Here is a 22,898-nt window from a genome sequence, read left to right on the forward strand (position 1 = left end):
AATGGAGATCAGGAGACGGGAGGCGCGCGCGGCGAAAGCGATGGGATGAATAACCGGCAGACAAACGGCGACGGTTGCGGAGAAAAGTTGATATCGAAGGCCGAAATCGGCGCATTGGAAATGGCTATCTCCTGGTGCAGATAATAGCCGTGGTCGGCGGCGTCCGTATCGGTATCGGCCTGAGCCTGATTGTGCTTGATGCCGGCATCGACGCTGATGATCAGCGCTTCGGAACCGGCGATATGGTTTGTCGGCTGAGACAGAAAGGCATGCTGTTCTGCCGTATACATCTCAAGGCCGGGGACATGCAGGCCTTTATTCGACAGGTTCTCACCGGCATGCGCATGCACCAGCGGTGCAATCAATTGCAGCAGGGCCAGAAAGAAAATGAGATAAACGCGCAGTGCTGAGAACATGCTTATAATGCTATGCTAATAAAAAAGAATTCACAACTTGTAATTTGGTTATTCAACCTTATATTAGTTAAACCTCAATTTGATGTTATTTAACATACTTTCCGAAAAATTATGAACAGATATACCGGCATAGTAGCCACTTTATTAATCGGCCTGTCGCTGTCGCTGGGCAGTATCTCCGATGCCGAGGCCAAACGTTTCGGCGGCGGCAGTTCGTTCGGCGGCAGATCCTCATTCAGTCAGCCTTACAAACGTTCTGCTGATGCGCCGGCTCGTTCGGCCACTCAACAGCAGCAGCAACAACAAGCCGCCCAACAAAACCAGACGGCCCGGCCGGGCATGGCTAACCGCGGCGGGCTGATGGGCATGCTGGGCGGTCTGGCGCTGGGCGGCCTGCTGGGCTCACTGCTGGCCGGCGGCGCCTTCCAGGGCATCAACTTCCTCGATATCCTGGTGCTGGGCGCTCTGGCATTCATGCTGTACAAGTTCTTCGCGGCCAAAAAAGCGCGCGAACAACAACCTGTTTACGACCGGACCGCCGGTCATTACGACAACAGCGCGTCGGCCTATACGCCGTATCAGGAGCCGCAATCGAGTTCATCGAACCCGGTCGGTTTCGATACCGATATTCTGTTTAAAAAAGACAAGCCAGGCGTTGAGCCGGCTGTGCAGAGCTTCCAGCAGGATGCCGACTTTGGTCAGGCTATTGCCGTCCCGGCCGGTTTTGACATGCAGGCGTTTCTGGCCGGCGCCAAAACAGCCTTCAAGACGCTGCAAAAAGCCTGGGATGACCGCGACTTGGCCGAAATCAGAGGCCTGACGACCGACAAGGTATTCGCCGAGATCCAGGACCAGCTGAAAGCCTCCAGCGAAGAAAACCGCACCGATGTTCTGAAACTGGACGCGGAACTGCTGGAAGTGCGCGAAGTCGGCTCGGAACTGCAAGCGGTGGTGCTGTTCGACGTGATCATGCGCGAAGATGCCGATGCGCAGGCCAACCAGGTCCGCGAAGTCTGGCATTTCATTAAACCCAAAAACAGCATCCAGCCCACCTGGTATCTGGACGGCATCCAGCAATTGGAAGATTGATTGTCGGCATAGCCAGCCATTTTTGTCGCTCCAGCATTCTGCTGGAGCGATTTTATATTATTACTTCTTGTCGCATATTCCCTTTCTTTTGCGGCCTTTGCCTGGCCCCAGCCCTGCGTCTTGCCACTCCATCCAAGTATAAGATGCGGTTCGTGCCTCGCCGCATCCTATCGAGCTTAATTTGTATCCGACTGTCAGACATGATAGTTTGATAACCTGAAGTTTATCAGGAGTAGATATTAAATGTATGACTACATGCTATGATATAAAAATAGAAAATATTTTTAATATGAGGAAATCAAAATGCAAACTTCAAAGTTAGGAAAATTATCATGTTTTCCAATAAATGATGCTCATGCTATTGTTGAAGTTATTATTTTTGTACAGTTTAGCCCTCAATTCAGTAAATCTACAATACAAAAACTTGCAGCGATTGAGCATGATTTAAAAGAAGATTTACCAAAAGCTAATCCTCTTAAAAAAATAGCTTTTCAATTTAATCAGGCAGAACATTCTTCAGCAGTCGGTTTAGATGAGCTAGCTGGTATTGAATTACAACGTATAAAAAAAGATGGAAGTATTGAATGGATGCTAAGAACAACAGAAGACGCTATTGCTATTCATTGTTTGGACTATACAAGGTGGGATAATGTGTGGTCACAAGCAGAAGCTTACCTTCAAAAAGCTTTTATGCATATTGATGGCTCTAATAGTTTTGTTTCATCTATAGGTCTCAAATATATTGATCGATTCCTTTATGATAGTCATGCTGAAAAATATGATTTATCAGAACTGTTTGACCGAAATACCCCACATATTGTGAAAACCGCTTTTGATCATAACCTGTGGCACTGCCATTCTGGATGGTTCGAGGATTTAGATAATTTACAGTGTCTTAACCAGTTAAATATTGATTCTAATTATATTAATATTAAAGGCGAAAAAACACTTGCCATATCAATAGACCATAATGCTATTGCTATTATGAATAATGACAATAATCTTTATTCCATTATTGAACAAAACAGTAATCAAGTTACTAAATTAAATGAGATAATTTACAAGTTACATTTAAAAAATAAAGAAATATTAACTAATTTACTCTCTAAAGAAATGCTAAATCGTATTAATTTAAAATTTCTCTCGGAGGATAATAATGCCTATTAAAGCCATTGACATAAGTACTTATAAATGCCCTGTGCTGCCATTAAATGTTATTGATGTAGATCAAGTAAAAAAAGCAGCGCAAGCTATTATTTTATCAACAACTGTAATAGCTGGTGTTCATGCTCAATCAATTGACTCAGAATCTATAACAACAAAATCATATATTAAGGCTGCAGCAAAAGATCAGCGGTTAAATACTGATAGAGTAGATTTGAGGATGATTAGTAAAATTAGGTATATAGGGACATATACTGATGGGTGGGACGAAGCCAATGGTAAAGCTGCAAGCAGACAGGCGGTCAATGAAGCTGAAAAATTTGTTTGGCAATTATCTCCTGATATTAGAGAGCCAATGATTACCTTAGCTGCTGATGGAGAAATAAACTTTCTTTGGGATTCTCCTGATTTCAAATTAGATTTAGGTATCTATGGTGATGGCAGCTATTCTTATTATGGAAAAACATCTAATGGAGCTGAATTTATAGCGGATGAAAAAATGATAGATGATAAGCTTCCTGATGAAATATTAGCATTCATAAATCATAATAATATTAATTAATGTTTCAATGTCGCGATATACACAGGAAGATGAAACTATCTCTCATAGCGAGTTTGGTATAGTGAGAAATGAAGAATATTTACTTCGTATCATTTATGCACCAGAACACATAGTAAATGGATCTGTAATAGAATCGGCCATTGCTTTGGATGATTTAAGTCAAAGAGGTTTTAGCCTTGATAGGGAAACATATGTGGATGATACCGTTATGCAGCAGCGAATTATCACGCAAACTAATAGAAATCCAGCTCAACGACAATCTAATATTGTTGCAAAATTTCAATGTTGTAGAGCAAGAAGTATTTTAGATGAAATGGACGAGAGGGTTTTCATTGTGATTGATGATGCGCAAGACGATAATAAAGCTCATGCTTCGCTCTATAGCGCAAAAGAAAATTTAGGTAGAGGTGCATTAAGAAAGCTTAGATCGCAACTTTTACCACTTCTGCAAGAAAATTTGTAGCGCGGTAGAATGTGGTGAGGCACGAACAGCATTATTCGAGATGCGGGCAGTTAGGGCGGTCAATCTACTGGCTCCGGCTCAAGCAAAAAGTAACCGTATAACAAGCACAGCGTTAAGATGATTGTTTAAGGAGGAAGAAAGCGGACAAGTAGTCTTCTTTCCTAACAAAGATGCATAAACTATGGAACTAAGAGCTTATCCGTAAATAATATTGGGTTGGTTTTGTCGTTTAATTTTACGAAAAACAATTACAGAGGCAGCCAGCATCAATAGCCCCAGATAACTCCGCTCCATTTTCTCATAGCGGACCAGTATTTTCCGAAACCGATTAAACCAGGAGTGGCAGACTTCTACCACCCAGCGTTTTGGCTTGAACTCAGGATTCCTGGCTTTTTCTTCGACCTCTTCACCTCGGGGGCGAATATGGGGTACATAGTTTCTATCCAATACATCCTGCCTCGCCTGTTCACCGACATAGCCCGCATCCAGGCAAAGATGTTGTTGTTTACTATCTTCGACTTCTGGACGCTCGATGACCAAGGCGTCCAAAGTGGCCGCCAGCAGCTTGACATCATGCGTGTTGGCGCCGCTGAGGACAATAGACAGCGGCACGCCTTTCTGATCCGTCAGGAGACTGCGCTTGCTGCCTTTTTTTTCCCCGATCCGTCGGGTTTCTGCCCACAGACTCCAATGCTAAAGGCGCCTTGACCATGGCCCCATCCAAACTTTGCCATTCCCAGGCAATGCCTTCCATTTCATCGTATTCCCGCAGGCTGCTTTGCCATAACTGCTCAAATAAACCGGCGGCTTCCCAGTCCAGAAAATACTGATGAACCGAACTGCTGCTCCCGAATTCACTTTTCGGCAACGCCTTCCATTGACAGCCCGTTCGCAGCACATACATGATCCCTTCAAATACTTGCCTAGGTGCTAGCGGTTTTCTTCCGCCCCCGGCTTGGCGTTGGTAAATTTTGTTGGGATCTCGCTGTGGTTGAGGTATCAACGGCTCTACACGTGCCCAAAAATCATCGGAAACTTTCCAGCTGGCTAATCTGTTCAAATTATGACGGTACTTAAAGAGTTAAAATCCGCAATTCTTCCATACGCAAATTCTTTTGACCAACTTATTTACGGATAAGCTCTAAGCACAAATGTTCTTATAGCTATGCTTCGAGCATTGGCTCATGAGGTTAATCAAGTTGAGGCACTGCTTTCAACGAGCGAAGAGGGTGAAGAAATGGGGCTGTACTTGAACGATCTGCAAGAAGCGATATCGAGTGTTGCAGACATTTATTCCAGCAGAAAACAGCAGGATGACTCGTTCAGCTCCGTTGATCTATTGCTAAAACATTTTTCAAAGGAACAGTGGCCTCCCCTATAGAAGAAGACAGCTAACACGTAAAATGCGTTAAAGAATGGCCTTATTCCAGTTTTCACAGATATGTCGCGCATGGAATTTACCCTGAAAGTTGGGGTGATGCAGTCGAGTTATTTCCGGCAATGGCTGGGGAATAACGCGAACGATGCGCTTCGTGCCTCAGCGCATATATGGACTCCTCCGTTTTGCAAGCTTTTTCTCTTCGATCGCAACGATCAGTGAACGCAGTTGCTGCCATATATCCGGCCTATCGATGAGGTCTTTATTGCCTCTGGCCCCGATGGATTTCCGCGTGTTTTCATCTCTATCATCCTAACGGCCTTGGAGGCCCATGCGCTGAACGGATTCCTGAAAACACCGGTCCGACCGGTTTGCCATCGTGTTGAAAAATGCTTCACAACTGGAGAAGTGACTATCAAACACCTCTTAAACGGTTAACAACAGTTTGTTGCACACTTAGGCTTAGACGCTGGCCGGCACCGGGGGGCGATAGGCCTCTGTCCGAGCCAGCAGTGCCCAGGCAATCCGGGCATTCTTGTTGGCAACCGCTACGGCGGCAATGTTGACATTGCGCCGTTGCACCAAGTCGTTGATCCAACGGCTGTGTGCGTCATCTTTCTTTGCCGCCGCCTTAACCACCGCCCTGGCTCCGTGGATCAGCAAGGTGCGTAAATAGACATCACCGCGCTTGCTAATGCCTAGCAGCTTCGGTTTGCCACCGCTGGAATCTTGCTTAGGGACCAAACCTAACCAAGCCGGCACTTGCCGCGCCTTATCAAAGGCCTTGCCATCGCCTAGCGCAGCCAATAACGCGGTGGCCGTAATCGGCCCGATACCGGGCACGGCGCCGAGCGTTTGACTGGCTGGGCTAGACCGGTGCAGCATCAGGATTTTCTCACCATAAGCGGCTATTTGCTTATCCCGTTCTCTTAACGGGTATTGCAGGTCAGTAAAAATTTGCCGAGCCGCCATCGTCAAGCCGTTTTTGTCATCATCCAGGATCTCCGGCAAGCGCGTGCGTACTTGTGCCAGGCCTTGGCCAATGATAATCCCATATTCGCTCAACAGCCCCCGCAAGCGATTGGCTTGTGCCGTGCGTTCCTTGACCAGGCCGCTGCGCACCCGGTGCAACATCTGGATATCTTGCTGCTCAATGCTTTTCAGCGGTACGAAATGCATACTCGGGCGACTTACTGCCTCGCAAATCGCTTCCGCGTCGTTGGCATCGTTCTTATTGCCTTTAACGTACGGTTTGACGAACTGTGGACTGATTAAACGCGCATCATGCCCTAATTTGAGCAATTCACGTCCCCAATAGTGTGCCCCGGCGCAGGCTTCCAAGCCGATCAGGCAAGGTGACAGGTTAGCAAAAAAAGCCAGTACCTGAATCCGCCTGAGCTGTTTGCGTAACACGACTTTTCCATGGGCATCCACGCCATGTACCTGAAAAACGTTCTTTGCAATGTCTAAACCGATTGTCGTAATATTCATGGCGGATTCCTCTTCTTCATTTAAGTGGTTATCTAACTCTTCCACTTTGGCACATCGTGATGCCGCAGGGAAGAGGAGGAGTCCATACTATTATCCTACTGAACTCGATCGATGCAATTCGTGTCCCGGCATATCCCCCAGCCTTGAATATCAAGGAATTATACCGTCACTTCCCTGTCTGAAATCAAAACTGCATTAGCTGTAGAGGGAGTGAATCATGAGCACCTCGCCTAATCAAGAATTCACTGAGAAAGTGCTGAAGGCTTACTCGGATATCGACAACCCAAGGCTCAAATCCGTCATCTCGATCCTGATCAAACACCTGCACGCCTGTGTTAAAGAGATGAAGGTGACCGACCAGGAATGGGAGTTTGCCTGGGATTTCATGAAAAGAATGGCCGAGAAAACCAGCCCTCTCGGAAATGAATTCCTCTTTTTTGCCGACGTCATGGGCCTGAGTCAGTTGATTGAAATACTCAATCATGGGGAACAGGAACAACCGGTGGGGGTTGCGCTGCTGGGGCCTTTCTTTCGTGCTGACGCCCCTTTCCGCGAACGAGGCGCTTCCATTGCCAGCGACGATGCGCCAGGCGCTCGCGTCCGAATCTCAGGGCGGGTATTCGAATTTGAGAATAACGCGCCCATCGAAGGGGCGACCCTCGATATCTGGCAAGCCGCGGCCAATGGCCTGTATGAGAACCAGGATGAGCAACAGCCGGACTACCATCTGCGCGGCCGTTTCAGAACGGATAAAAACGGGACTTTCGAGCTGATCGCACTGATGCCGACCACTTATCGCATCCCGGACGATGGCCCGGTAGGCGAATTCCTGAAGATCGCCAAACGGCCGCCCATCAGGCCGGCGCACATCCATGTCATCGTGTCGGCGCCTGGCTATGAAACGCTCGTCACGCAAATCTTCGTCAAAGGGGATCCGGACATTGAAGACGATGTCGTTTTTACGGCAAGCCAGAACATGGTCGGCGATTTCAAGCCGGAAGGGGATGCCTTTCGTCTCACCTATGATTTTCCGCTTAAGCGAGGTATCTCGACCATGCCGAAAGCACCGATTCCTGCTTAACACGTAAAATGCGTTAAAGAATGGCCTTATTCCAGTTTTCACAGAGATGTCGCGCATGGAATTTATCCTGAAAGTTGGAGTGATGCGGTCGAGTTATTTCCGGCAATGGTTGGAGAATAACTCGATTGATGCGGTTCGTGCCTCACCGCATCCTACCAAACTCTCTCAGGTTAAACACTGGATGGACAGCTAATCCTCCGGCCCCGCCGTTTTGAAACGGGCAGCCGCGCCCAGGAGACCGATCACGAAGAAAGCGGTGCCGACAAGGGTAAAACGCAGGTTCGACTCCTGGATGGTCAAATCGTCGGTCGCGTACAGCATGATGATGACGGCGATTGATCCCCAGCCGAGAAAGCGCAATGCCGCGGCTGTAATAAGGTCGCTTAAAGTTTCCGATTCGCTTGCCGGCGTATCCATGCGGTAAGCTACAAAGCCGCACATGAGCGCCGGCAGAATTCCCCAGCGCATATGATCCAGGAAGCTGTCCAGGAAATCGAAATGCTCCCGGCGGTAAAAAGTCAGCTCGAGAACAAGCACCGATACCATGGTGCTGACAATGAAGCCCATTATCATCATTGCCATATAAAATCCGTAGTATCGATCGGCCTGCTCCCGCAGGCGCCTGAAGGTGAGCGACCGTGAAATGAAGACGAGCGCTATCGGGAGGACATACATCGGAATGGCATAGGCGATCCACCGGAGGGTGGTGTAACTGAAGTGCGGCAGCGGCTTGTCCGGAAACAGGAAGGCATTATGCAGCAGGACTGAAATCTCCCGGCCCAGGATGACTCCGACAGCGGTGGCAGCTGTAAAAAGCAGAACATATTTATAGGTGTGCTTCAGGCGGGCTTCATGGGCTTTGCCGCCGAGCTGCTTCACGGTTGCCCACATGTCATTCTCGCTTGCGCTCCCGAATACGACCAGGGAGGCGAGCAGGCGGCAGAGCAGGCTGGTGAGGTGGTCCAGCTCCTTTATCAGATTGATTGTCTTGGTATAGTGCGGTTCCGCTTTCTTCCAGACCGCCACTTTTTCCGACATCGCGTTATAGGAGATACAGATTTCCCCCCATTTCAGAGACGGTTCGGTGAACAGACGGCGAAAAGACGATTGGTTGGCGTAATCCTGTATCTGGTCGAAAAGCAGGCAATTATGGGCCCATTTATACTCGACCGTGGCGCTGGATTTTTCGAAATCGCCGGGATCGAAGCTCGACACCAGCAGGCGATTGGCGATTTGCGCTTTAAGGCTGTCGTCGACGGCTGACAATCTCGAGTTAATCAGCGCGTTGTAGATCTCAACCGCTTTTGCCGGCGTCGCGAACGCGTCGTGGATGCTGTCCCTCAAAATAAGCAAAGGATTAAACTTGCTTTCCCGCGCCAGCAAAAAAAGAAACAATCCGGCGGCGATTAAAGGGATGATGGTGTTTCCGTCCAGGCCGTTCAGGAGATTCACCAGTTCCCCTGAGCGGAGGTTTTTCACGATCAGCGTCACCAGCGGTTCCAAAGGCAGCCACTGCCAGGTAAGCAGCCAGTAAAGCGCTGCCATGAGGGCGCAGTAAGATGCGGTCCCTATCCAGTAAGTGCTTCTGCGGATAAAGTATTGGGGAAGCGTCGGCTCAGCGCCTAACTGAATCCGGCGTTTTTGGAAGGACTGATAGGCGAGGAATAATACGGCTCCGGTTCCAAGAAGCTGCACCGCAAGGTAAATCAAGTGTTCGACAGTCATCGTGCGTCTGTTCCTACATACTTTTTATAAAATTTCGAATTTAGAAAATGTTAGGCCCGCTTGCTAATAAACGCGCTTATTTAACAATCCCGGCCGTATTTTACGCCAGTTCGGCAAGATCTGGATTGGCATAATGCAAGCGCAACGGGGGGCGTTCCTGCATTTGATATTCAGGCTGAATTTGAAATCAGTTCAAACCGATAAGATGCCCGGCTTCTCTGATTTATTCGCGGCTATTCTGCGTGATATTTTCATGATGATCGGGATCATGTATAGAAGGGGAAGACGCTAGCCTTTTTTGCGGATGTTAGCAGAAAAGGCAAGGTCTTTGTAACCGCTATACGGCGCTTATTTTTCTACTCAAGGCCGCGTTTACAAGGTACAGTCCGCTTTTAGGCAGCTCGCTTAAATTCAAAATGCCAGCCATGCGGAAAATCCGCAATCTGGATCCTATGAGACATAAAAGAGAGGTGCAAATCCATGTCTGAAGCTTTAGCCATTGCTCATCTGCTGCAAAATTGTAAGGAATTAGCCGCCTTTTGCAGCCAGAACGGTGGGATCATAAACGAGTCGATCCATTACGAGATCATCGAGCGGCAGCCCGAGAGTCTGTTGATCTATGTGACTTTTCTCGAAAGCATCATGGAAGGCTCCGGTTGTCAGGGCGATCAGAAACCCTGTTATGGCCGTCTGCGGTTGATATTGAATGATCAGGGAGAAATTGCCGGTGTCGAATTGGCCTGATTTTTTAAGGATAAGGAGAGAAGCAACATTGTGTGAAGGCGCGACTTAAGCCGCTTCTACATAAGCGCTGATTTCATCGATAAACTGGAAAATTATTCTTAACTGAATCAAGTCCAGCAGCTAATGTTCCCTATATTGTTTGCCAGAGATACGTTTATCGAACAGGGCAATCCCACACAATATATATGAGTTTCTGTTATCATGTGCCCCGCTTATAATTTAAGGTGGTTGTGATTCACTATCATCCTGTTTTGAATTTTGTTCACACTTGCGATGCTTCAATGTCACTGTGAAGTTACTGTTGTGCAAAGCAGGTCTATCCAGACAGTTTTTTACCATGAATTTGCTACTTCAATATCTCGCGCTTTGCTGGTTCGCAAACAATCCCGCTGACTTATATCCTCACAAATCATTCATGTGGAAAGCCATCGCCTTCTACCTGGTGTCGGGGATTATCGTCGAAAGCCTGATCGCCGATCCCGCCGACGGCACGCTGGAAGTGTTGTTGCGAACCGTCATGGCTTTTACGTCTATCGCCACCTTATTGCTGTTCATGAGAAAATGGCACTATTTCGGCCAGTTATTTACGGCTATTTTCATTTGCGAAAACTTTATCATGACGCTGGCAATCGGCGCTGAAGTGCTGGATCTGGTAATGGTAATGGAGCATTACGAACACCGGGAGGAGGTATCCATGGGATTGGCGGCATTCCTGGTCGTATGGTATATCTCCATTATCAGTTACATTTTACGGCAAATGTTTTCGTTCAGAATGAGTATCAGCATTGTTGCCGCATTCAGCTATTTTGTTCTGACTTATGGCCTTCCGATGATGTTCATGGATATATAAGCCGTCCTGCAAGCCGCGCTTGATTATCGCCCGATCGTTAAATGGCCAGACGTTTCAGCAGGCGATGAAAATTGCCTCGATCCAGCCCGAGCGCTCGAGCGGCTGCTGCCCTGTTGCCTTGGTGCAGGTCGATTTGTTGCTGGACAAGCCGGCGCTGAAATTCATCAACCGCGCCTTTGAAATCCATCGGCGGCGCCGAGGTGATCGAGACATCCGCTAATGCGTTGCCTGATCCTTCCGGTGAATCCGGTGCTATGTCCAGATAGGTGGCGGATAGAGTAACAATACCCGACTGGCGATTTCCCCGGGTTGCCGCCTTGAGCGCGGCACGGCTGAGCAAATGTTCCAACTCGCGGACATTGCCGGGCCAGCGGTAGTCCTGCAGCGCTTTTTTCGCGCCCGCGTCCAGGCGCAGTTTCTTGACGCCCAGGTGCTGCTGGTTTTTTTCCAGGAAGGCGCCGGCCAGCAGCAGCACGTCTTTTCCCCGCTCCCGCAGGGGCGGAACGTGCATGGGATAAACCGCCAGACGATGATAAAGATCGGAACGGAAAAGGCCGTTGGCGACTTCCTGTTGCAAGTCGCGGTTGGTCGCAGCGATGACGCGGACATTGACTTTGATCTGCCGATCGCTGCCGACGCGCTGGATATCGCCGTTTTGCAACGTGCGCAGCAGTTTGGCCTGGATTGAAAGCGGCAGTTCGCCGATCTCATCGAGAAAAATCGTGCCGCCGTCGGCCAGTTCGAATTTGCCCGCGCGTTCGCTGACGGCGCCGGAAAATGCGCCTTTGCTGTGCCCGAACAGCTCGCTCTCGGCAATGCTTTCAGGCAGCGCCGCGCAATTGACGTACACCATCACCTGGTCGGCGCGCGTCGATTCCAGGTGAATGCGCTGGGCGACCAGTTCCTTGCCCACGCCCGTCTCGCCCATAATCAATACCGCCAGTTCCGAAGGCGCCACGATGGAGATTTCATTGCGCAGTGCCCGCATGCCTTCGCTTTCGCCGATCAGATTGTGTCCGGCATTTTGTCTGTTTAGGGTGCGGGTGACATAGCTGACCCGCTGCTCCAGGGACGAAATCAGCCCGACGGCCTTGACCGACGCGGCGGTCAGGCTGATGAAGGCATTGAATTGCACAGGGTCGATGCCGTCAAACGTGCCGGCGCTCAGCGCGTCCAGCGTCAGGACGCCCCAGGGTTCGCCGTCGATGAACAGGGTGACGCCCATGCAGTCATGCACCAGCAGCCGGCTGTCCTCCGCCTCGATCAGCCCGTCATAGGGGTCGGGCAGATCGGAATCGGCGGCGAAGCGCACGGCCTGATTCGAAGCCAGAATCCGCGCCAGCCGCGGATGCTCATCAATGACAAAACGCCGCCCCAGCGTATCTTCCGACAGTCCGCTGACGGCCAGCGGCGCCAGATGGCGGCCTTCCAGTTTCAGCAATGCCGATGCATCGCATGGGAAAGTCTGGCGCAAATGCTGCAACAGGCGCTGATAGCGCTGCTCCGGAGGCATATGCGTCGAAAGGTCCGCGACCACTGAAATCAACGAAGTGAGAAAGGTATTTGTCGTCATAGTGATAACCAGGTTGTTAAAAACACAACTATGCAGCGATGTTAATAAGACAACTATACCTTAAATCATGTACAAAGCGTAAGGTTTTAAAGGCCCGGTGCGAATAGCGTGTTTTTGGCACAGTTAGTGCAGAAGTTGGTTTGAAATTGTTTTCATTCAACCAGCTTAAGGAGAACATCCGATGTTTTGTTACCAATGCGAACAGACCTACCGCTCAGAAACCGCCAGCGGCTGTGCGTCCGCCAAAGGCATGTGCGGCAAGGACGCCACCACTTCCGATTTGCAGGACTTGCTGATCCACGGCGTCAAGGGCATCGCCCAATACGCCAAACGCGCGCGTACCCTGAATGCGCCCGATAACGAAGCCGGCGGCTTCATGCTGTATGCGCTGTTCACCACGCTGACCAACGTCAACTTCAACGCCACCCGCTTCACCGTGATGTTGCAGCAAACCGCCTCGATACGCGATCAGGTCAAGGCCCGTTACGAAGCCGCTGCGCTGGCGGCGGGCAAAGTGCCTGAAAGCCTCACCGGCCCAGCCGCCTGGCAGCCTGCGGCCGACACGGAGGGTCTGCTCAGGCAAGCCGCCGGCGTGGGCATCAATGCCGGACTCGAGCAGGTGGGGCCCGACATTATCGGACTGCGGTCATTGGTGCTCTATGGCCTGAAGGGCGTCTGCGCCTACGCGCATCATGCTCATGTGCTGGGCAAGGAAAGCGATGCCGTTTACGCCGGGGTTGAGGATGCGCTGGATTTCCTGAGCTCAGAGCCCACAGACGCGGATGCCCTGCTCAACCAGTCTCTAGCCCTGGGCTTTTTGAACCTGTCCGTGATGGAATTGCTGGATGCGGCCAATACCGGCGCCTTCGGCGCGCAACAGCCGACCCAGGTGCGCGTGACTCCGGTCCCGGGCAAAGCCATCCTGGTGTCCGGCCACGACCTGGGCGATCTGGCGGCGCTGCTGGAACAGACCCTGGATACCGGCATCAACATCTACACGCACGGCGAAATGCTGCCCGCCCACGCCTACCCCAGACTCAAGGCCTATCCGCACCTGGCGGGCAATTACGGCGGCGCCTGGCAGGATCAACAGCAGGACTTTGCCGACTTCCCCGGCCCCATTCTGATGACCTCCAACTGCATCATCGAGCCGCAGCCCCAGTACCGTCAGCGCATCTTTACCGCCGGCCCGGTAGGCTGGCCCGGCGTGCGCCATATCAGCGACAAGAATTTCGCGCCCTTGATCCAGGCCGCGCGAGCATTGCCCGGTTTCAAGGAAACAGCCGAGGCCGAGAAAACCATCACCATCGGTTTCGGGCGTGATGCCGTGCTCGGCGTCGCGGACCAGGTTATCGATGCGGTGAAGTCCGGCGCCATCCGGCACTTCTTCCTGATCGGCGGCTGCGACGGCGCCGCGCCCGGCCGGAACTACTACACCGAGTTCGCCGAGAAAGCGCCCGGTGATACCGTCTTGCTGACGCTGGGCTGCAACAAGTACCGTTTCAATCAGCATGACTTCGGCGCTATCGGCGGCATTCCGCGCCTGCTCGACATGGGGCAGTGCAACGACAGCTATTCCGCCATCAAGGTGGCCGCCGCGCTGGCCGAAGCCTTCGACTGCGATGTGAACGATCTGCCTTTGTCGCTGGTGGTGTCCTGGTTTGAGCAGAAAGCCGCCGCCGTGCTGCTGACCCTGCTGGCGCTGGGCATCCGCAACATTCGCCTCGGCCCCACTCTGCCGGCTTTTCTGACGCCGAACCTCGTGCAGGCATTGGTGGACAGGTTCGGTATCCAGCCCATCACCACCGCCCAGGCCGACATCGACGCCGCGCTGGCGCCGAAAGCTGCCTGATTGCGCAGAAAGGCCGGGACGCTTGCGCGTTCCCGGCCGTACCAGCCTTATCTGGAGCCTAAGAAAACATGAGCACTCACACTATTGAACTCACGACCCGCGACGGAGAGCAGCTCCGTTTCGATTGCGACGACGATCGGAACCTGCTGGAGGCCGCCGCCGGCGCGCACATCGCGCTGCCTTCCCAATGCCGCCAGGGCAGCTGCGGCGCCTGCTATGCCGACGTCACGCGCGGCGACTATAGCCTGGGCGAGCACAATCCCGCCGCACTGCCGGCCGGCGCGGCGGAGCGCGGCGGCATCCTGCTCTGCCGCACCTCGCCGCTCAGCGACCTGAGCGTCTCCCTGCCTTTTGACCATGACCGCATCCTGCTGGGCGAAATCCGGCGCCGCAACGCCGAAATTGCCGCCATCGAGCCGGTCGGCGAAAACACCGTGCGCCTGATGTTGCGCCTCGCGCCGGACAACGACGGCGGCAGCGTGGCCGAATTCGAGCCCGGCCAGTTCATGGAACTGGAAGTGCCGGGGCAGGCCATCAGGCGCGCCTACTCGCTTGCCAACACGGGCAATTGGGAAGGGCAGCTGGAATTCCTGATCCGCCTCCAGCCCGGCGGGCTTTTCTCCACCTGGCTGCGGGAACAGGCCCATGCCGGTCAGACGCTGATCGTGCACGGCCCCCAAGGCGCCTTCGGCCTGAGCGAAAACGGCCTGAGGCCGCGCTGGTTCGTGGCCGGCGGCACAGGACTGGCGCCCATGCTGTCCATGCTCCGGCGTATGGCCGAGTTTCAGGAACCACATCCGGTCCGGCTCTATTTCGGCGTCAACCGGGTCGAAGAGCTGTTCTGCCTGACGGAGCTGGAGGCGTTAAAGGCGGAGCTGCCTCTGCTCCAGGTGATCTTGTGCGTGTGGAAGCCGAACCAGGACTGGCAGGGCTTTTGCGGCACGCCGGTGGATGCGCTGGCTCAGGACCTGGACGGCCTGAATGCCCGGCCCGATATCTACCTCTGCGGACCGCCCGCCCTGATTGAGGCCGCCGAAGCGGCTGCCCGCACTCAAGGCGTGCCGGTCGAGCAGGTGTTCAGCGAAAGATTCCTGCCGGCTTGATGCTCTGGCATTTAGCTTGTCGTAACTCGCCTCGGGCAGCCGCATCGGCAAAGTATTCGATCGGATTGGCGGAATTGACTTGCGGACTTTTGATATGAAACTCATCTGAGCCAGGCAAGGGCAGTATTTCGCTCCTGCCTGGCGCGGCGGGCGGCATAAAAAAGCAGCCCGTGCATGATATCAGTTACCAGGATACGCCCAGCAACAGAAACATCCCAATCAGCGCAAACTTCAGCGCCCATTGTTCCATGGCGCACTGACCGTAGTCATGGCGCATGATCTCCTCGATCTTGTTGGCGCCGACCTGATCCTGCATATGAATTCTTCTTGTCATGATGGTTCTCCCCCTTTATTTAATCAGTGATGAACGGTAACTGCGCATTTGCCCGACCAGTACGCCCTGAATTTCGACTTGCTCCGGATGATAAGCCATTGCGGCCAGGCTGGCGTTGGCCGGGATCAGCAGCACCTTGTCCGGTGCCTGTTCAATATATTTCAAGGTGACTTCGGTTTTCTCGACCAAGGCTACGACGATTTCGCCGTTGTGGGCATGGCTGCGCTGCTCGATGACCACCCAGTCGCCATCGAAAATGCCGGCCTCGATCATCGAATCGCCTTTGACCTGCAGCACGTAGCAGGGCTTATCGCTTCTCAGGACTTCGGGCACGGCCATGTAATGGACATGTTCGATGGCTTCGATCGGCTTGCCGGCGGCAATCTTGCCGACAAACGGCAGACGCTGCTCGCCCTCATCCTCGTTGCGTTTCGCCTTGATGGTCAGGCGGATGCCGCCTTGCTTCTGGCCTGAAAGCGGTTCCACCAGTCCCGCTTCTATCAAGGCCGAGATATGCTTGTGCAGGGAGCCCCGGGAGGCCATGCCCAGCGCCGCGCAAAGTTCGTCCAGTGTTGGCGGGTACGGAAATTTGTCGGGATTGTTGCGCAGGAAATCAAGGATTTGCCGCTGTCGCCGGGTCAATTGATGCATCGTCGTTCCTTTTTTGTTTTTTGTCAGCTTACCAAAAATGGCCCAAAATGCCAGAAAAAGAGAACAAAAAGAGAACAAAGTGAGAGCCTCTCACTGATTGCATTATGGATCAAGCAGTTATTGGTGCGCTGCCAATGAAGCTGTGAGCTTCGGTCCGCATCCGGTGCTGATTCTGCGATAAATTGCGGTCGCCTGTCCCGACATGTTCTGCCGAGTGGCGGAATTAATTGGCGCAGGCTCGCGCCGATAAGCAAAGGCTCGCTTTATGAAGTCGTGCGGCTATTAAAAAACAGGCAGGAATGGCGCTGTGATCGCCTATTCGCTGGTTTCATCGACCGGTTTATTGTTCATCTCGTCACGCGCCGCCGTGACTGCTTTATGTAGCCGCAGTAGAGCCGATTCAAGCGCCGCGACGTCTTCCGGCGAATAATCATTGAATATCCGGTAGATGAATTCCAGATGTTCGGGGTAAGCCCGCTTGAACAGGGCCACGCCAGCCGCCGTCAGCCGCACGATCTGGCTGCGGCCGTCCGTCTTGGAAGCCATGCGCTCAACCAGTCCTTTATCTTCGAGACGGTTGATGATGCCCGTCAAAGTGCCTTTGGTGATGATGGTCTTCTCGCCCAGCTGTTTGAAGGTCATGCCGGCCGTATTGCCCAGGGTCAGGATGATATCGAACTGGGGCAGCGTCAGATCCAATGTGTGCACATGACAAGCTGCGTAGGCCAAAAAAGTCTGATGCGTCCGCGCCAACTCGCGCAGTACGCTTGGAAATGTTGATGGCGAATTCATAATGTTCAGATACAATATTTGTAGTTAGAACTAAATGGTAACCTTGATTGATAATAACCTCAAGTTTTTTAATGTTTTTGGCTGTTATTTTCTTAAAAAAACTGTGGTTTTTCTCTTCGAAAACAAATCCATTCATTTTTACGGCAAGGCTTGCCAGCCATAAGGCTGAAACTGAGCATTTATCACAGCATTATCGAATGTGTATGCCGGATGCTGCAGAAATCATTTAACCGCATGATAATAAAAGGAAATTTTTTTCATGATCAAGAATGGCGCGCTTGAAAAAAGCGAGATGTTCAAATAAATAATCTGAGTTAGAACAAAATTTGTTCTAATTAGAACAAAATCTGTTAGAATTTTCGCCATGCTTGGTAATCAACATGAGCCGGTTCAGCTCTCTAAGCCTTCTGTTAATCGCCAGGTGAAAAACAAATTATTTATTTACTATGAGGTTTACCCCATGAACGTATTCAACAAATTTCTGACTTCTTCCATTATGGCCGCGGCGCTGGCAACTGCATCATTCAGCGCGTCCGCCGCGAATCCAACGAATGAGGACGTTAAGGCCGCGATCGACAATACGCTGGCGAAAGTTGAAGAGACGATTACGGCTCTGGACAATGGCGCAGACAACGAGAAGCTGGTCGAGATGGTCGGCGATGCCCGCCAATTGCAGAAAGACATCTCCAATAATGCGCTGGACTTAAAGCGCAACCAGGCCAGCGGTGTTTTGAAGAAAGCGCGTACCGAGCTCAAGAACAACGATCTGGCGTCGGCTAAGGTAACATTGGCCGATGCAGCCAACCGCTACAAGGAAATCCAGCAGATCTACGTATCCACTCACTAAGAGTGCCTGCGCCGGCAGGCCGGCGTTTGAAGTGAAGCTGAAACCCTTGTCCGAAAGCCGGGCAAGGGTTTTTTGCTGTCAGGCCGTAAACATCAGAAAGCAGCATAATTATCTCAAGCCGGCTTTTCGCGGGTGGGCGCCGGCCGAAGCCCACCGCAGTGCAGCAAACCCGATGCTGGTCGCCAGCTTTGATAAAGTTGTTAGTGATAGCTATTGTCAATATACTTGTCCAATAACCATAGCTATTGTTTTGATATCTTATGATAGCCAATTAAATCAACAGCTTATATTCTATCTGCTCAGTATGAATGAGTTGACTGTCTTTATGAATTCCAGGGCCGTAATTATGAAAAAACTTTATCTCATTATTACCTTTATCTTGCTCGCGGCTGGTTGTACGTTTCAAAAGCCGGATTATCTGAACATGATCAATGTGACTGAACTAAACCAGATCATGCAGCGCGAGGATATATTCCTGGTGGATGTCCACATACCCGAACAGCCGCATATAAAAGGCACCGACCTTTTTATTCCTTACAACGAAATCGAGAAATACAAAGACAGACTGCCCAAAGACAAAAATACAGCCATCTATCTTTATTGCAAAGGCGGTCCTATGGGAAATGCGGCGGCAAGATCCCTTCATGAATTGGGTTACCGCAACCTATTCAATCTTGAGGGCGGCGCAGAGGCCTGGAAAAAAGCGGGTTTTGCTTTTCAATAAACGGCAAATGCGCCGTTTGGCTCATGTTCGATTCTGGCCGATAAAAGTGGCTTTCGAGAAAGGCTTATCAGTTTTTTGGCATGCGAGGCTATAAGCTGTGCTGATATACAATATTAGAATGTTTTTTAGCTTTTGCCGCACCTTCAACCATGCCCGGAATGATGATTGTCTATTTACTGTGTTTCAGCGCGCTAACCGGAATCCTATATCTCGCCAGCAAAAATAAGAAGCCATTCGGAGTCCGGCAATACATAATTGTATCGGCTTTGGCTTTCGTGAGTCTTCAAAGTTATCCGCTTATCGCCTCAGGGGAAGAGTACGATAGGGATTACCGATACTACGGAGACTACGATAGAGATTACGGAGACTACAGGGATTATAGAGGCTACGATGGAGAGTATGATGGCAGAGAGTATGGCAACGGTTACAGTAGAGACCCCCGTACATATTCCGATAGAGACTACGGCGGGAGTTACAGCAGGGAGTACGGTAGCGCGCCAGCATCGAACGATGCCCGCCCTCCAGTTGGTATAAATGACTTTGAGAGGGAGCTTGTGCAATCGATTTATGCCAGCTGTTATCGCAGTCAGCGCGTATCGGTCGAAAACTACGGCGTACCTGAAAATTTGATCATGGACTACTGTAGCTGTGCCAGCAAGAATATGGTTGGCCGCCTGAGTTATGAAGATTTTAAGTTGCTTGAGAAGATTCAAGGCACGGGAACGCCTCCGCCCCATGAGATCCAGCAAAAAATGGAGTTTGTCGCTATGACGTGCAGGAAGACTTCGATTGATAAAATGCCGCCGAGTGGTTTGGAAACAAGGGGGCGGATGCCCAATTGAAAAGATTACGGGGATAGATAGTTTTCTATCCCCGTAATCTTTTCAGAAAAATCCGGTGTTTATCAGATCCAATTTTGATGACTTAAAGTTAACGTGGCGCTGGCTACCCAAACAGGCTACTCGCTTTCTTCGCTCCGAAAAAGCCGAATCCAGAACACTATCTCAGCGAGCAGCCCCGCAACGAAGAATGCAATAGCGCCCGAGGCGCCCCCGACAGCATACAATACGATTGCCGCCGCAAAACACGAGAAAGTAATGATGTGCCGCATTTGCGCTGCGCTCCTTGGAATGGTCTGTTTATTCATCAAAAATTTCGACACATCTTCTCTGTTTTTTTCATTCAAGGCAAAAAAGCTGTGGCGTCAGGCAAGCATCAGCCGGAAACAGGCAGCGCGGGATAGCACAAAATTATTGCAAATATCTATGACGTGGAGGCGAGGGACGCGCATGCGGTCCCTCTCGGCAGGCGGTTTAGGGATTGCGGCTTTTCAAATAGTCTTCGTTAATACGAGTGGCCCGCTGGACGGCCGGGCGGGCATATAGCCGCTCAACATAAGCTTCAAACAGAGGGCGCTTTTCAATAGTGCCAAACATCATACCCCAGCCAAGCAGCGAGCCAATATACACATCCACGGCAGTAAATTGCTCGCCGCAAATGTACGGTCCAGGCGTTAACGCCTTCTCAAGGGCATCGAGCGTAGCGCTGTAGCTGCCGAACCCGACAAAACCGCTCTTGCCCTCGGGTACTTCCCAACCAAGCGCTTTAGTGGCCGCGGCCTGGTCCAGCGGGCCCGCTCCGAAAAACAGCCATCTGAAATAGCTGGCGCGAGCAGGGTGATCTGACGGAGGGATCAGGTTTTTCTCCGGGAAACGATCCGCAAGATAGACGCAGATGGCCGCAGTTTCCGTGACTAAAGCGCTAGCGTGCTTAAGGGCGGGAACCTTGCCCATAGGATTCACAGCAAGATATTCGTCGCTTTTCATGGCTGGCCCGAACTCTAGCCAGACCGTCTCGTAAGGCAGGCCAACCTCTTCAAGCAGCCAGTGGACAATGCGCCCGCGGGATTGTGGATTTGTATAAAGCACCAGATCGTTCATTATATGATTTCTCCTTAAATGGATGGTTCTAATTCCTAGGTTAAGCGGCATAGAGAGCAAGGTCCGCCTGTACGAACAGTTAGGCCGCCGCAATGCCTTGAGCATTATAATCTCCACGTAGACAGTGGGCCATACTCTACGCATCCAGCAAAAGATACGATCAGGCATGCCGACAACAGATACTGATACGCGATGAAAAACGGCTTGTTTATATTCTTACGGAGCCCCGCAGGATTTGAGGTTAACCTCAAGACAATATGGATCAGCACAAGATCAGTGCTAGTCAGATCCGCTAATGGTCTATCATCATTTGCGAAAATCCGGGTTCAAGACAACCACCGTTCAATTTGCATTTCTGAATAGCAGTGTGCCGGCAGAAAGCAGCCAGTCAAATTACATGGAAGCACTTCGCTCAAGATTGCTTCAGCGTCAGTAATTATCCAATAGTAATAGCACGGATAGAAATTCAGTTAAAAAAAGGAACAATAGCCGCTCAAACAGAGGAAATCCAACCTGGTACAACATCGATAATGAATTATCGCGTCGACCTGGATTGCCAATCAGATGCCTGACGGCATTCAGCTTCGCCCCTAACAGAAAGGAGACCCCCCATGTTTACTCATCGAGCTAAAAAGCACGAGAATTCCTTCGTATCGGCTGCTCTCGCCGTGGTTTTCACTGTCTTTTTACCGCAGCCGGTCCACGCCGACTCTGTCACACCACCGCCCGTGCCTGCCGATATTCAGGTGCCGGCAGGAAACAAAGCATTTCTGGTGGGCCATGCCGAAGGCACTCAGGATTACATTTGCCTGCCTTCAGGCTCTGGTTTTGCCTGGACATTCTTCGGGCCGCAGGCCACCCTGTTCAATGACAACGATAAGCAAATCATCACCCACTTCCTCAGTCCGAATCCGTTTGAGGCTGATGCGTCCCGCGTCACGTGGCAGCAGTCACAGGATACAAGCACCGTATGGGGCGCGGGGATCGCTTCTTCTTCCGACCCCGACTTCGTCCAGCCGGGCGCCATTCCCTGGCTCCTGGTTCAGGTGGTTGGCGCGCAGGACGGGCCTACCGGTGGAGGCAAGCTGACAGAGACCACCTTCATCCAGCGGCTGAACACTTCCGGAGGGACCGCGCCATCGGCAGGCTGTGACTTGTCGACGGACATCGGCAAGAAGGCACTGGTACGTTACACGGCTGACTATTTCTTCTACAAGCAAGACGACTAGGATCAAATTCGCATGACCCCAGGCTCTCCTGGCCAAGTCATGCCTGACGCCGGCCGGCACGCGATAACCTGATCTGCGATGCTAGGCGTCAGGCAGCGCTCATCATCAACATCAACAAAAAACAGGAAGAATCATGTTAACTGAACCAACCCCAAAATATGTGAAATGCTTCGTATCAGCCGCTCTTGCCGTGACGCTCGCAGGCTTGTTCACCGCTCCTCCAGCCTTCGCGAGGATTGCTGCCAACACCATTGACTCCCAAGCTATCGTGACCGATAACGGCCACCATATCATTGTGACCGGGCCGATTGCATGCGCGGAGAGCGAGCGGGCGTTTCTGCGGATAACGGTGACGCAGCGTGAAACGGGGGCCGTGGCTGAGGGTAGCACCCGCATCACTTGCACTGGCGACGCCCAGCAATGGGAAATCCATGCCTCGGTCCAAAATCAGGCGGTCTTTGAGGAAGGGCCAGCCACCGCTGTGGCTTTAGCGCACACAACCGATCGCGGTGATATTACCGATGCGCATCAGTGGCTAGTTGATATTACGCTGGCAGGAGAATAAAGCAGAGCCCGCCAATCAGAACTATGATGCCTGACTACGGCATGGGGCGGATGCTTCTGGCGTTGCTTTCTCATGCTGAGCCTCTTCCGGGATTAAATGGCCGTTTACACGAGGTTGGCGACTGCCGGTTTTTGGCCAAGCGTGATAATGGACTTTCTCAGGCTGTAACTGCCTTCAAGCTTTGGCAAAAATAGCCGGAAGATCATGCGCCTTTTCGGTCTTCCCGAAGCGCATCATGAGCCATGAAAATAAAAAAAGCAGGTGAGGCATTGCGTCGCACCTGCCGGGATCGAGCTAACATCCGGAAGGGGTGTTTCAGGCTTTT

The 22,898-nt window shown here is 51.4% G+C and carries 24 protein-coding genes; 15 read left to right on the forward strand and 9 right to left on the reverse strand.

Going from position 1 to position 22,898, the window contains the following annotated elements; translation table 11 throughout:
* Positions 1 to 8: 8 nt before the first annotated feature.
* Positions 9 to 416, reverse strand: a complete 408-nt coding sequence (locus tag ACTNE6_RS00515; RefSeq protein WP_442498235.1) for a hypothetical protein — start codon at positions 414 to 416, stop codon at positions 9 to 11.
* Between the two features lie 111 nt (positions 417 to 527).
* Here ACTNE6_RS00515 and ACTNE6_RS00520 point away from each other — a divergent pair, with 111 nt between their 5' ends.
* The 4 genes from ACTNE6_RS00520 to ACTNE6_RS00535 all read left to right on the forward strand — a co-directional run bounded on the left by ACTNE6_RS00520 (position 528) and on the right by ACTNE6_RS00535 (position 3,694).
* Complete coding sequence (locus ACTNE6_RS00520) at positions 528 to 1,505, forward strand: Tim44 domain-containing protein (RefSeq protein WP_442498236.1); 978 nt, start codon at positions 528 to 530, stop codon at positions 1,503 to 1,505.
* A 303-nt stretch (positions 1,506 to 1,808) separates the two neighbouring features.
* Positions 1,809 to 2,672, forward strand: coding sequence for a TIGR04255 family protein (locus ACTNE6_RS00525; RefSeq protein WP_442498237.1), 864 nt, complete (start codon positions 1,809 to 1,811; stop codon positions 2,670 to 2,672).
* The gene (locus tag ACTNE6_RS00530) at positions 2,662 to 3,231 is read left to right on the forward strand and encodes a hypothetical protein (protein ID WP_442498238.1); all 570 of its coding nucleotides are present in this window, start codon (positions 2,662 to 2,664) and stop codon (positions 3,229 to 3,231) included. Before ACTNE6_RS00525 ends, ACTNE6_RS00530 begins: the two co-directional genes overlap by 11 nt.
* 61 nt (positions 3,232 to 3,292) lie before the next feature.
* Positions 3,293 to 3,694 (forward strand): hypothetical protein, encoded by a 402-nt coding sequence (locus tag ACTNE6_RS00535; RefSeq protein ID WP_442498239.1) that lies wholly within the window; start codon positions 3,293 to 3,295, stop codon positions 3,692 to 3,694.
* Between the two features lie 195 nt (positions 3,695 to 3,889).
* Here ACTNE6_RS00535 and ACTNE6_RS00540 read toward each other — a convergent pair.
* A protein-coding gene (locus ACTNE6_RS00540; RefSeq protein WP_442498240.1) for an IS5 family transposase occupies positions 3,890 to 4,754 on the reverse strand; the annotation gives its coding sequence in 2 pieces (ribosomal slippage) (positions 3,890 to 4,343 and positions 4,342 to 4,754; 867 coding nt in all).
* Positions 4,755 to 5,534: 780 nt separating this feature from the next.
* Complete coding sequence (locus ACTNE6_RS00545; protein ID WP_442498241.1) at positions 5,535 to 6,563, reverse strand: IS110 family transposase; 1,029 nt, start codon at positions 6,561 to 6,563, stop codon at positions 5,535 to 5,537.
* Between the two features lie 217 nt (positions 6,564 to 6,780).
* On the opposite strand from ACTNE6_RS00545, the gene ACTNE6_RS00550 reads away from it, so the two are divergent.
* Positions 6,781 to 7,644 carry a dioxygenase family protein gene (locus ACTNE6_RS00550; RefSeq protein WP_442498242.1) on the forward strand — a complete coding sequence of 288 codons (864 nt, stop codon included), beginning with the start codon at positions 6,781 to 6,783 and terminating at the stop codon, positions 7,642 to 7,644.
* Positions 7,645 to 7,833: 189 nt separating this feature from the next.
* On the opposite strand, the gene ACTNE6_RS00555 is transcribed toward ACTNE6_RS00550, so the two are convergent.
* The gene (locus tag ACTNE6_RS00555) at positions 7,834 to 9,369 is read right to left on the reverse strand and encodes a hypothetical protein (protein WP_442498243.1); all 1,536 of its coding nucleotides are present in this window, start codon (positions 9,367 to 9,369) and stop codon (positions 7,834 to 7,836) included.
* A 480-nt stretch (positions 9,370 to 9,849) separates the two neighbouring features.
* Between ACTNE6_RS00555 and ACTNE6_RS00560 the strand changes: the two genes are divergently transcribed.
* Together ACTNE6_RS00560 and ACTNE6_RS00565 are read left to right on the forward strand one after the other, a co-directional pair.
* Positions 9,850 to 10,113, forward strand: coding sequence for a hypothetical protein (locus tag ACTNE6_RS00560; protein WP_442498244.1), 264 nt, complete (start codon positions 9,850 to 9,852; stop codon positions 10,111 to 10,113).
* A gap of 415 nt (positions 10,114 to 10,528) precedes the next feature.
* A complete protein-coding gene (locus tag ACTNE6_RS00565) occupies positions 10,529 to 10,963 on the forward strand; it encodes a hypothetical protein (RefSeq protein ID WP_442498245.1) in 435 nt (144 codons plus the stop codon).
* Positions 10,964 to 11,000: 37 nt separating this feature from the next.
* Here the strand turns inward: ACTNE6_RS00565 and norR are convergent, their stop codons facing one another.
* Positions 11,001 to 12,536 (reverse strand): nitric oxide reductase transcriptional regulator NorR, encoded by a 1,536-nt coding sequence (gene norR / locus ACTNE6_RS00570; protein ID WP_442498246.1) that lies wholly within the window; start codon positions 12,534 to 12,536, stop codon positions 11,001 to 11,003.
* A gap of 181 nt (positions 12,537 to 12,717) precedes the next feature.
* Between norR and hcp the strand changes: the two genes are divergently transcribed.
* Together hcp and mmoC are read left to right on the forward strand one after the other, a co-directional pair.
* Positions 12,718 to 14,388 carry a hydroxylamine reductase gene (gene hcp / locus ACTNE6_RS00575; RefSeq protein ID WP_442498247.1) on the forward strand — a complete coding sequence of 557 codons (1,671 nt, stop codon included), beginning with the start codon at positions 12,718 to 12,720 and terminating at the stop codon, positions 14,386 to 14,388.
* A 68-nt stretch (positions 14,389 to 14,456) separates the two neighbouring features.
* Positions 14,457 to 15,491, forward strand: a complete 1,035-nt coding sequence (mmoC, locus tag ACTNE6_RS00580; RefSeq protein WP_442498248.1) for an aromatic/alkene monooxygenase hydroxylase FAD-binding subunit MmoC — start codon at positions 14,457 to 14,459, stop codon at positions 15,489 to 15,491.
* A gap of 184 nt (positions 15,492 to 15,675) precedes the next feature.
* On the opposite strand, the gene ACTNE6_RS00585 is transcribed toward mmoC, so the two are convergent.
* From ACTNE6_RS00585 to ACTNE6_RS00595, 3 genes are all read right to left on the reverse strand, one after another.
* Entirely contained in the window at positions 15,676 to 15,825 is a 150-nt protein-coding gene (locus ACTNE6_RS00585) for a hypothetical protein (protein ID WP_194971237.1), read from the reverse strand.
* A gap of 15 nt (positions 15,826 to 15,840) precedes the next feature.
* Complete coding sequence (gene lexA, locus ACTNE6_RS00590) at positions 15,841 to 16,476, reverse strand: transcriptional repressor LexA (RefSeq protein ID WP_442498249.1); 636 nt, start codon at positions 16,474 to 16,476, stop codon at positions 15,841 to 15,843.
* A 315-nt stretch (positions 16,477 to 16,791) separates the two neighbouring features.
* Complete coding sequence (locus ACTNE6_RS00595) at positions 16,792 to 17,268, reverse strand: MarR family winged helix-turn-helix transcriptional regulator (protein ID WP_194971235.1); 477 nt, start codon at positions 17,266 to 17,268, stop codon at positions 16,792 to 16,794.
* Positions 17,269 to 17,728: 460 nt separating this feature from the next.
* Between ACTNE6_RS00595 and ACTNE6_RS00600 the strand changes: the two genes are divergently transcribed.
* The 3 genes from ACTNE6_RS00600 (at position 17,729) to ACTNE6_RS00610 (ending at position 19,681) form a co-directional block, all read left to right on the forward strand.
* Positions 17,729 to 18,115, forward strand: a complete 387-nt coding sequence (locus tag ACTNE6_RS00600) for a hypothetical protein (RefSeq protein ID WP_442498250.1) — start codon at positions 17,729 to 17,731, stop codon at positions 18,113 to 18,115.
* Positions 18,116 to 18,161: 46 nt separating this feature from the next.
* Positions 18,162 to 18,839, forward strand: coding sequence for a rhodanese-like domain-containing protein (locus ACTNE6_RS00605; protein WP_442498251.1), 678 nt, complete (start codon positions 18,162 to 18,164; stop codon positions 18,837 to 18,839).
* A gap of 158 nt (positions 18,840 to 18,997) precedes the next feature.
* A complete protein-coding gene (locus ACTNE6_RS00610) occupies positions 18,998 to 19,681 on the forward strand; it encodes a hypothetical protein (RefSeq protein WP_442498252.1) in 684 nt (227 codons plus the stop codon).
* 471 nt (positions 19,682 to 20,152) lie between these two features.
* Here ACTNE6_RS00610 and ACTNE6_RS00615 read toward each other — a convergent pair whose 3' ends face one another.
* Positions 20,153 to 20,779 (reverse strand): glutathione S-transferase family protein, encoded by a 627-nt coding sequence (locus ACTNE6_RS00615; protein ID WP_442498253.1) that lies wholly within the window; start codon positions 20,777 to 20,779, stop codon positions 20,153 to 20,155.
* 611 nt (positions 20,780 to 21,390) lie between these two features.
* Here ACTNE6_RS00615 and ACTNE6_RS00620 point away from each other — a divergent pair.
* The 3 genes from ACTNE6_RS00620 (at position 21,391) to ACTNE6_RS00630 (ending at position 22,767) form a co-directional block, all read left to right on the forward strand.
* Complete coding sequence (locus ACTNE6_RS00620; RefSeq protein WP_442498254.1) at positions 21,391 to 22,008, forward strand: DUF3455 domain-containing protein; 618 nt, start codon at positions 21,391 to 21,393, stop codon at positions 22,006 to 22,008.
* Positions 22,009 to 22,141: 133 nt separating this feature from the next.
* Positions 22,142 to 22,573: a hypothetical protein gene (locus tag ACTNE6_RS00625; RefSeq protein WP_442498255.1), complete on the forward strand. Its 432-nt coding sequence runs from the start codon at positions 22,142 to 22,144 to the stop codon at positions 22,571 to 22,573.
* Positions 22,574 to 22,596: 23 nt separating this feature from the next.
* Positions 22,597 to 22,767, forward strand: coding sequence for a hypothetical protein (locus ACTNE6_RS00630; protein ID WP_194971228.1), 171 nt, complete (start codon positions 22,597 to 22,599; stop codon positions 22,765 to 22,767).
* Positions 22,768 to 22,898 lie beyond the last annotated feature (131 nt).

Origin of the sequence: Methylobacter sp. sgz302048 (assembly GCF_052162025.1) — a bacterium.
Lineage (GTDB): Bacteria > Pseudomonadota > Gammaproteobacteria > Methylococcales > Methylomonadaceae > Methylobacter.

Coding starts and splice junctions, on each gene's coding strand:
- ACTNE6_RS00515 (WP_442498235.1), bottom strand. CDS start 416: ATGTTCTCAGCACTGCGCGTTTATCTCATTTTCTTTCTGGCCCTGCTG.
- ACTNE6_RS00520 (WP_442498236.1), top strand. CDS start 528: ATGAACAGATATACCGGCATAGTAGCCACTTTATTAATCGGCCTGTCG.
- ACTNE6_RS00525 (WP_442498237.1), top strand. CDS start 1,809: ATGCAAACTTCAAAGTTAGGAAAATTATCATGTTTTCCAATAAATGAT.
- ACTNE6_RS00530 (WP_442498238.1), top strand. CDS start 2,662: ATGCCTATTAAAGCCATTGACATAAGTACTTATAAATGCCCTGTGCTG.
- ACTNE6_RS00545 (WP_442498241.1), bottom strand. CDS start 6,563: ATGAATATTACGACAATCGGTTTAGACATTGCAAAGAACGTTTTTCAG.
- ACTNE6_RS00550 (WP_442498242.1), top strand. CDS start 6,781: ATGAGCACCTCGCCTAATCAAGAATTCACTGAGAAAGTGCTGAAGGCT.
- ACTNE6_RS00555 (WP_442498243.1), bottom strand. CDS start 9,369: ATGACTGTCGAACACTTGATTTACCTTGCGGTGCAGCTTCTTGGAACC.
- ACTNE6_RS00560 (WP_442498244.1), top strand. CDS start 9,850: ATGTCTGAAGCTTTAGCCATTGCTCATCTGCTGCAAAATTGTAAGGAA.
- ACTNE6_RS00565 (WP_442498245.1), top strand. CDS start 10,529: ATGTGGAAAGCCATCGCCTTCTACCTGGTGTCGGGGATTATCGTCGAA.
- norR (WP_442498246.1), bottom strand. CDS start 12,536: ATGACGACAAATACCTTTCTCACTTCGTTGATTTCAGTGGTCGCGGAC.
- hcp (WP_442498247.1), top strand. CDS start 12,718: ATGTTTTGTTACCAATGCGAACAGACCTACCGCTCAGAAACCGCCAGC.
- mmoC (WP_442498248.1), top strand. CDS start 14,457: ATGAGCACTCACACTATTGAACTCACGACCCGCGACGGAGAGCAGCTC.
- ACTNE6_RS00585 (WP_194971237.1), bottom strand. CDS start 15,825: ATGACAAGAAGAATTCATATGCAGGATCAGGTCGGCGCCAACAAGATC.
- lexA (WP_442498249.1), bottom strand. CDS start 16,476: ATGCATCAATTGACCCGGCGACAGCGGCAAATCCTTGATTTCCTGCGC.
- ACTNE6_RS00595 (WP_194971235.1), bottom strand. CDS start 17,268: ATGAATTCGCCATCAACATTTCCAAGCGTACTGCGCGAGTTGGCGCGG.
- ACTNE6_RS00600 (WP_442498250.1), top strand. CDS start 17,729: ATGAACGTATTCAACAAATTTCTGACTTCTTCCATTATGGCCGCGGCG.
- ACTNE6_RS00610 (WP_442498252.1), top strand. CDS start 18,998: ATGATGATTGTCTATTTACTGTGTTTCAGCGCGCTAACCGGAATCCTA.
- ACTNE6_RS00615 (WP_442498253.1), bottom strand. CDS start 20,779: ATGAACGATCTGGTGCTTTATACAAATCCACAATCCCGCGGGCGCATT.
- ACTNE6_RS00620 (WP_442498254.1), top strand. CDS start 21,391: ATGTTTACTCATCGAGCTAAAAAGCACGAGAATTCCTTCGTATCGGCT.
- ACTNE6_RS00625 (WP_442498255.1), top strand. CDS start 22,142: ATGTTAACTGAACCAACCCCAAAATATGTGAAATGCTTCGTATCAGCC.
- ACTNE6_RS00630 (WP_194971228.1), top strand. CDS start 22,597: ATGATGCCTGACTACGGCATGGGGCGGATGCTTCTGGCGTTGCTTTCT.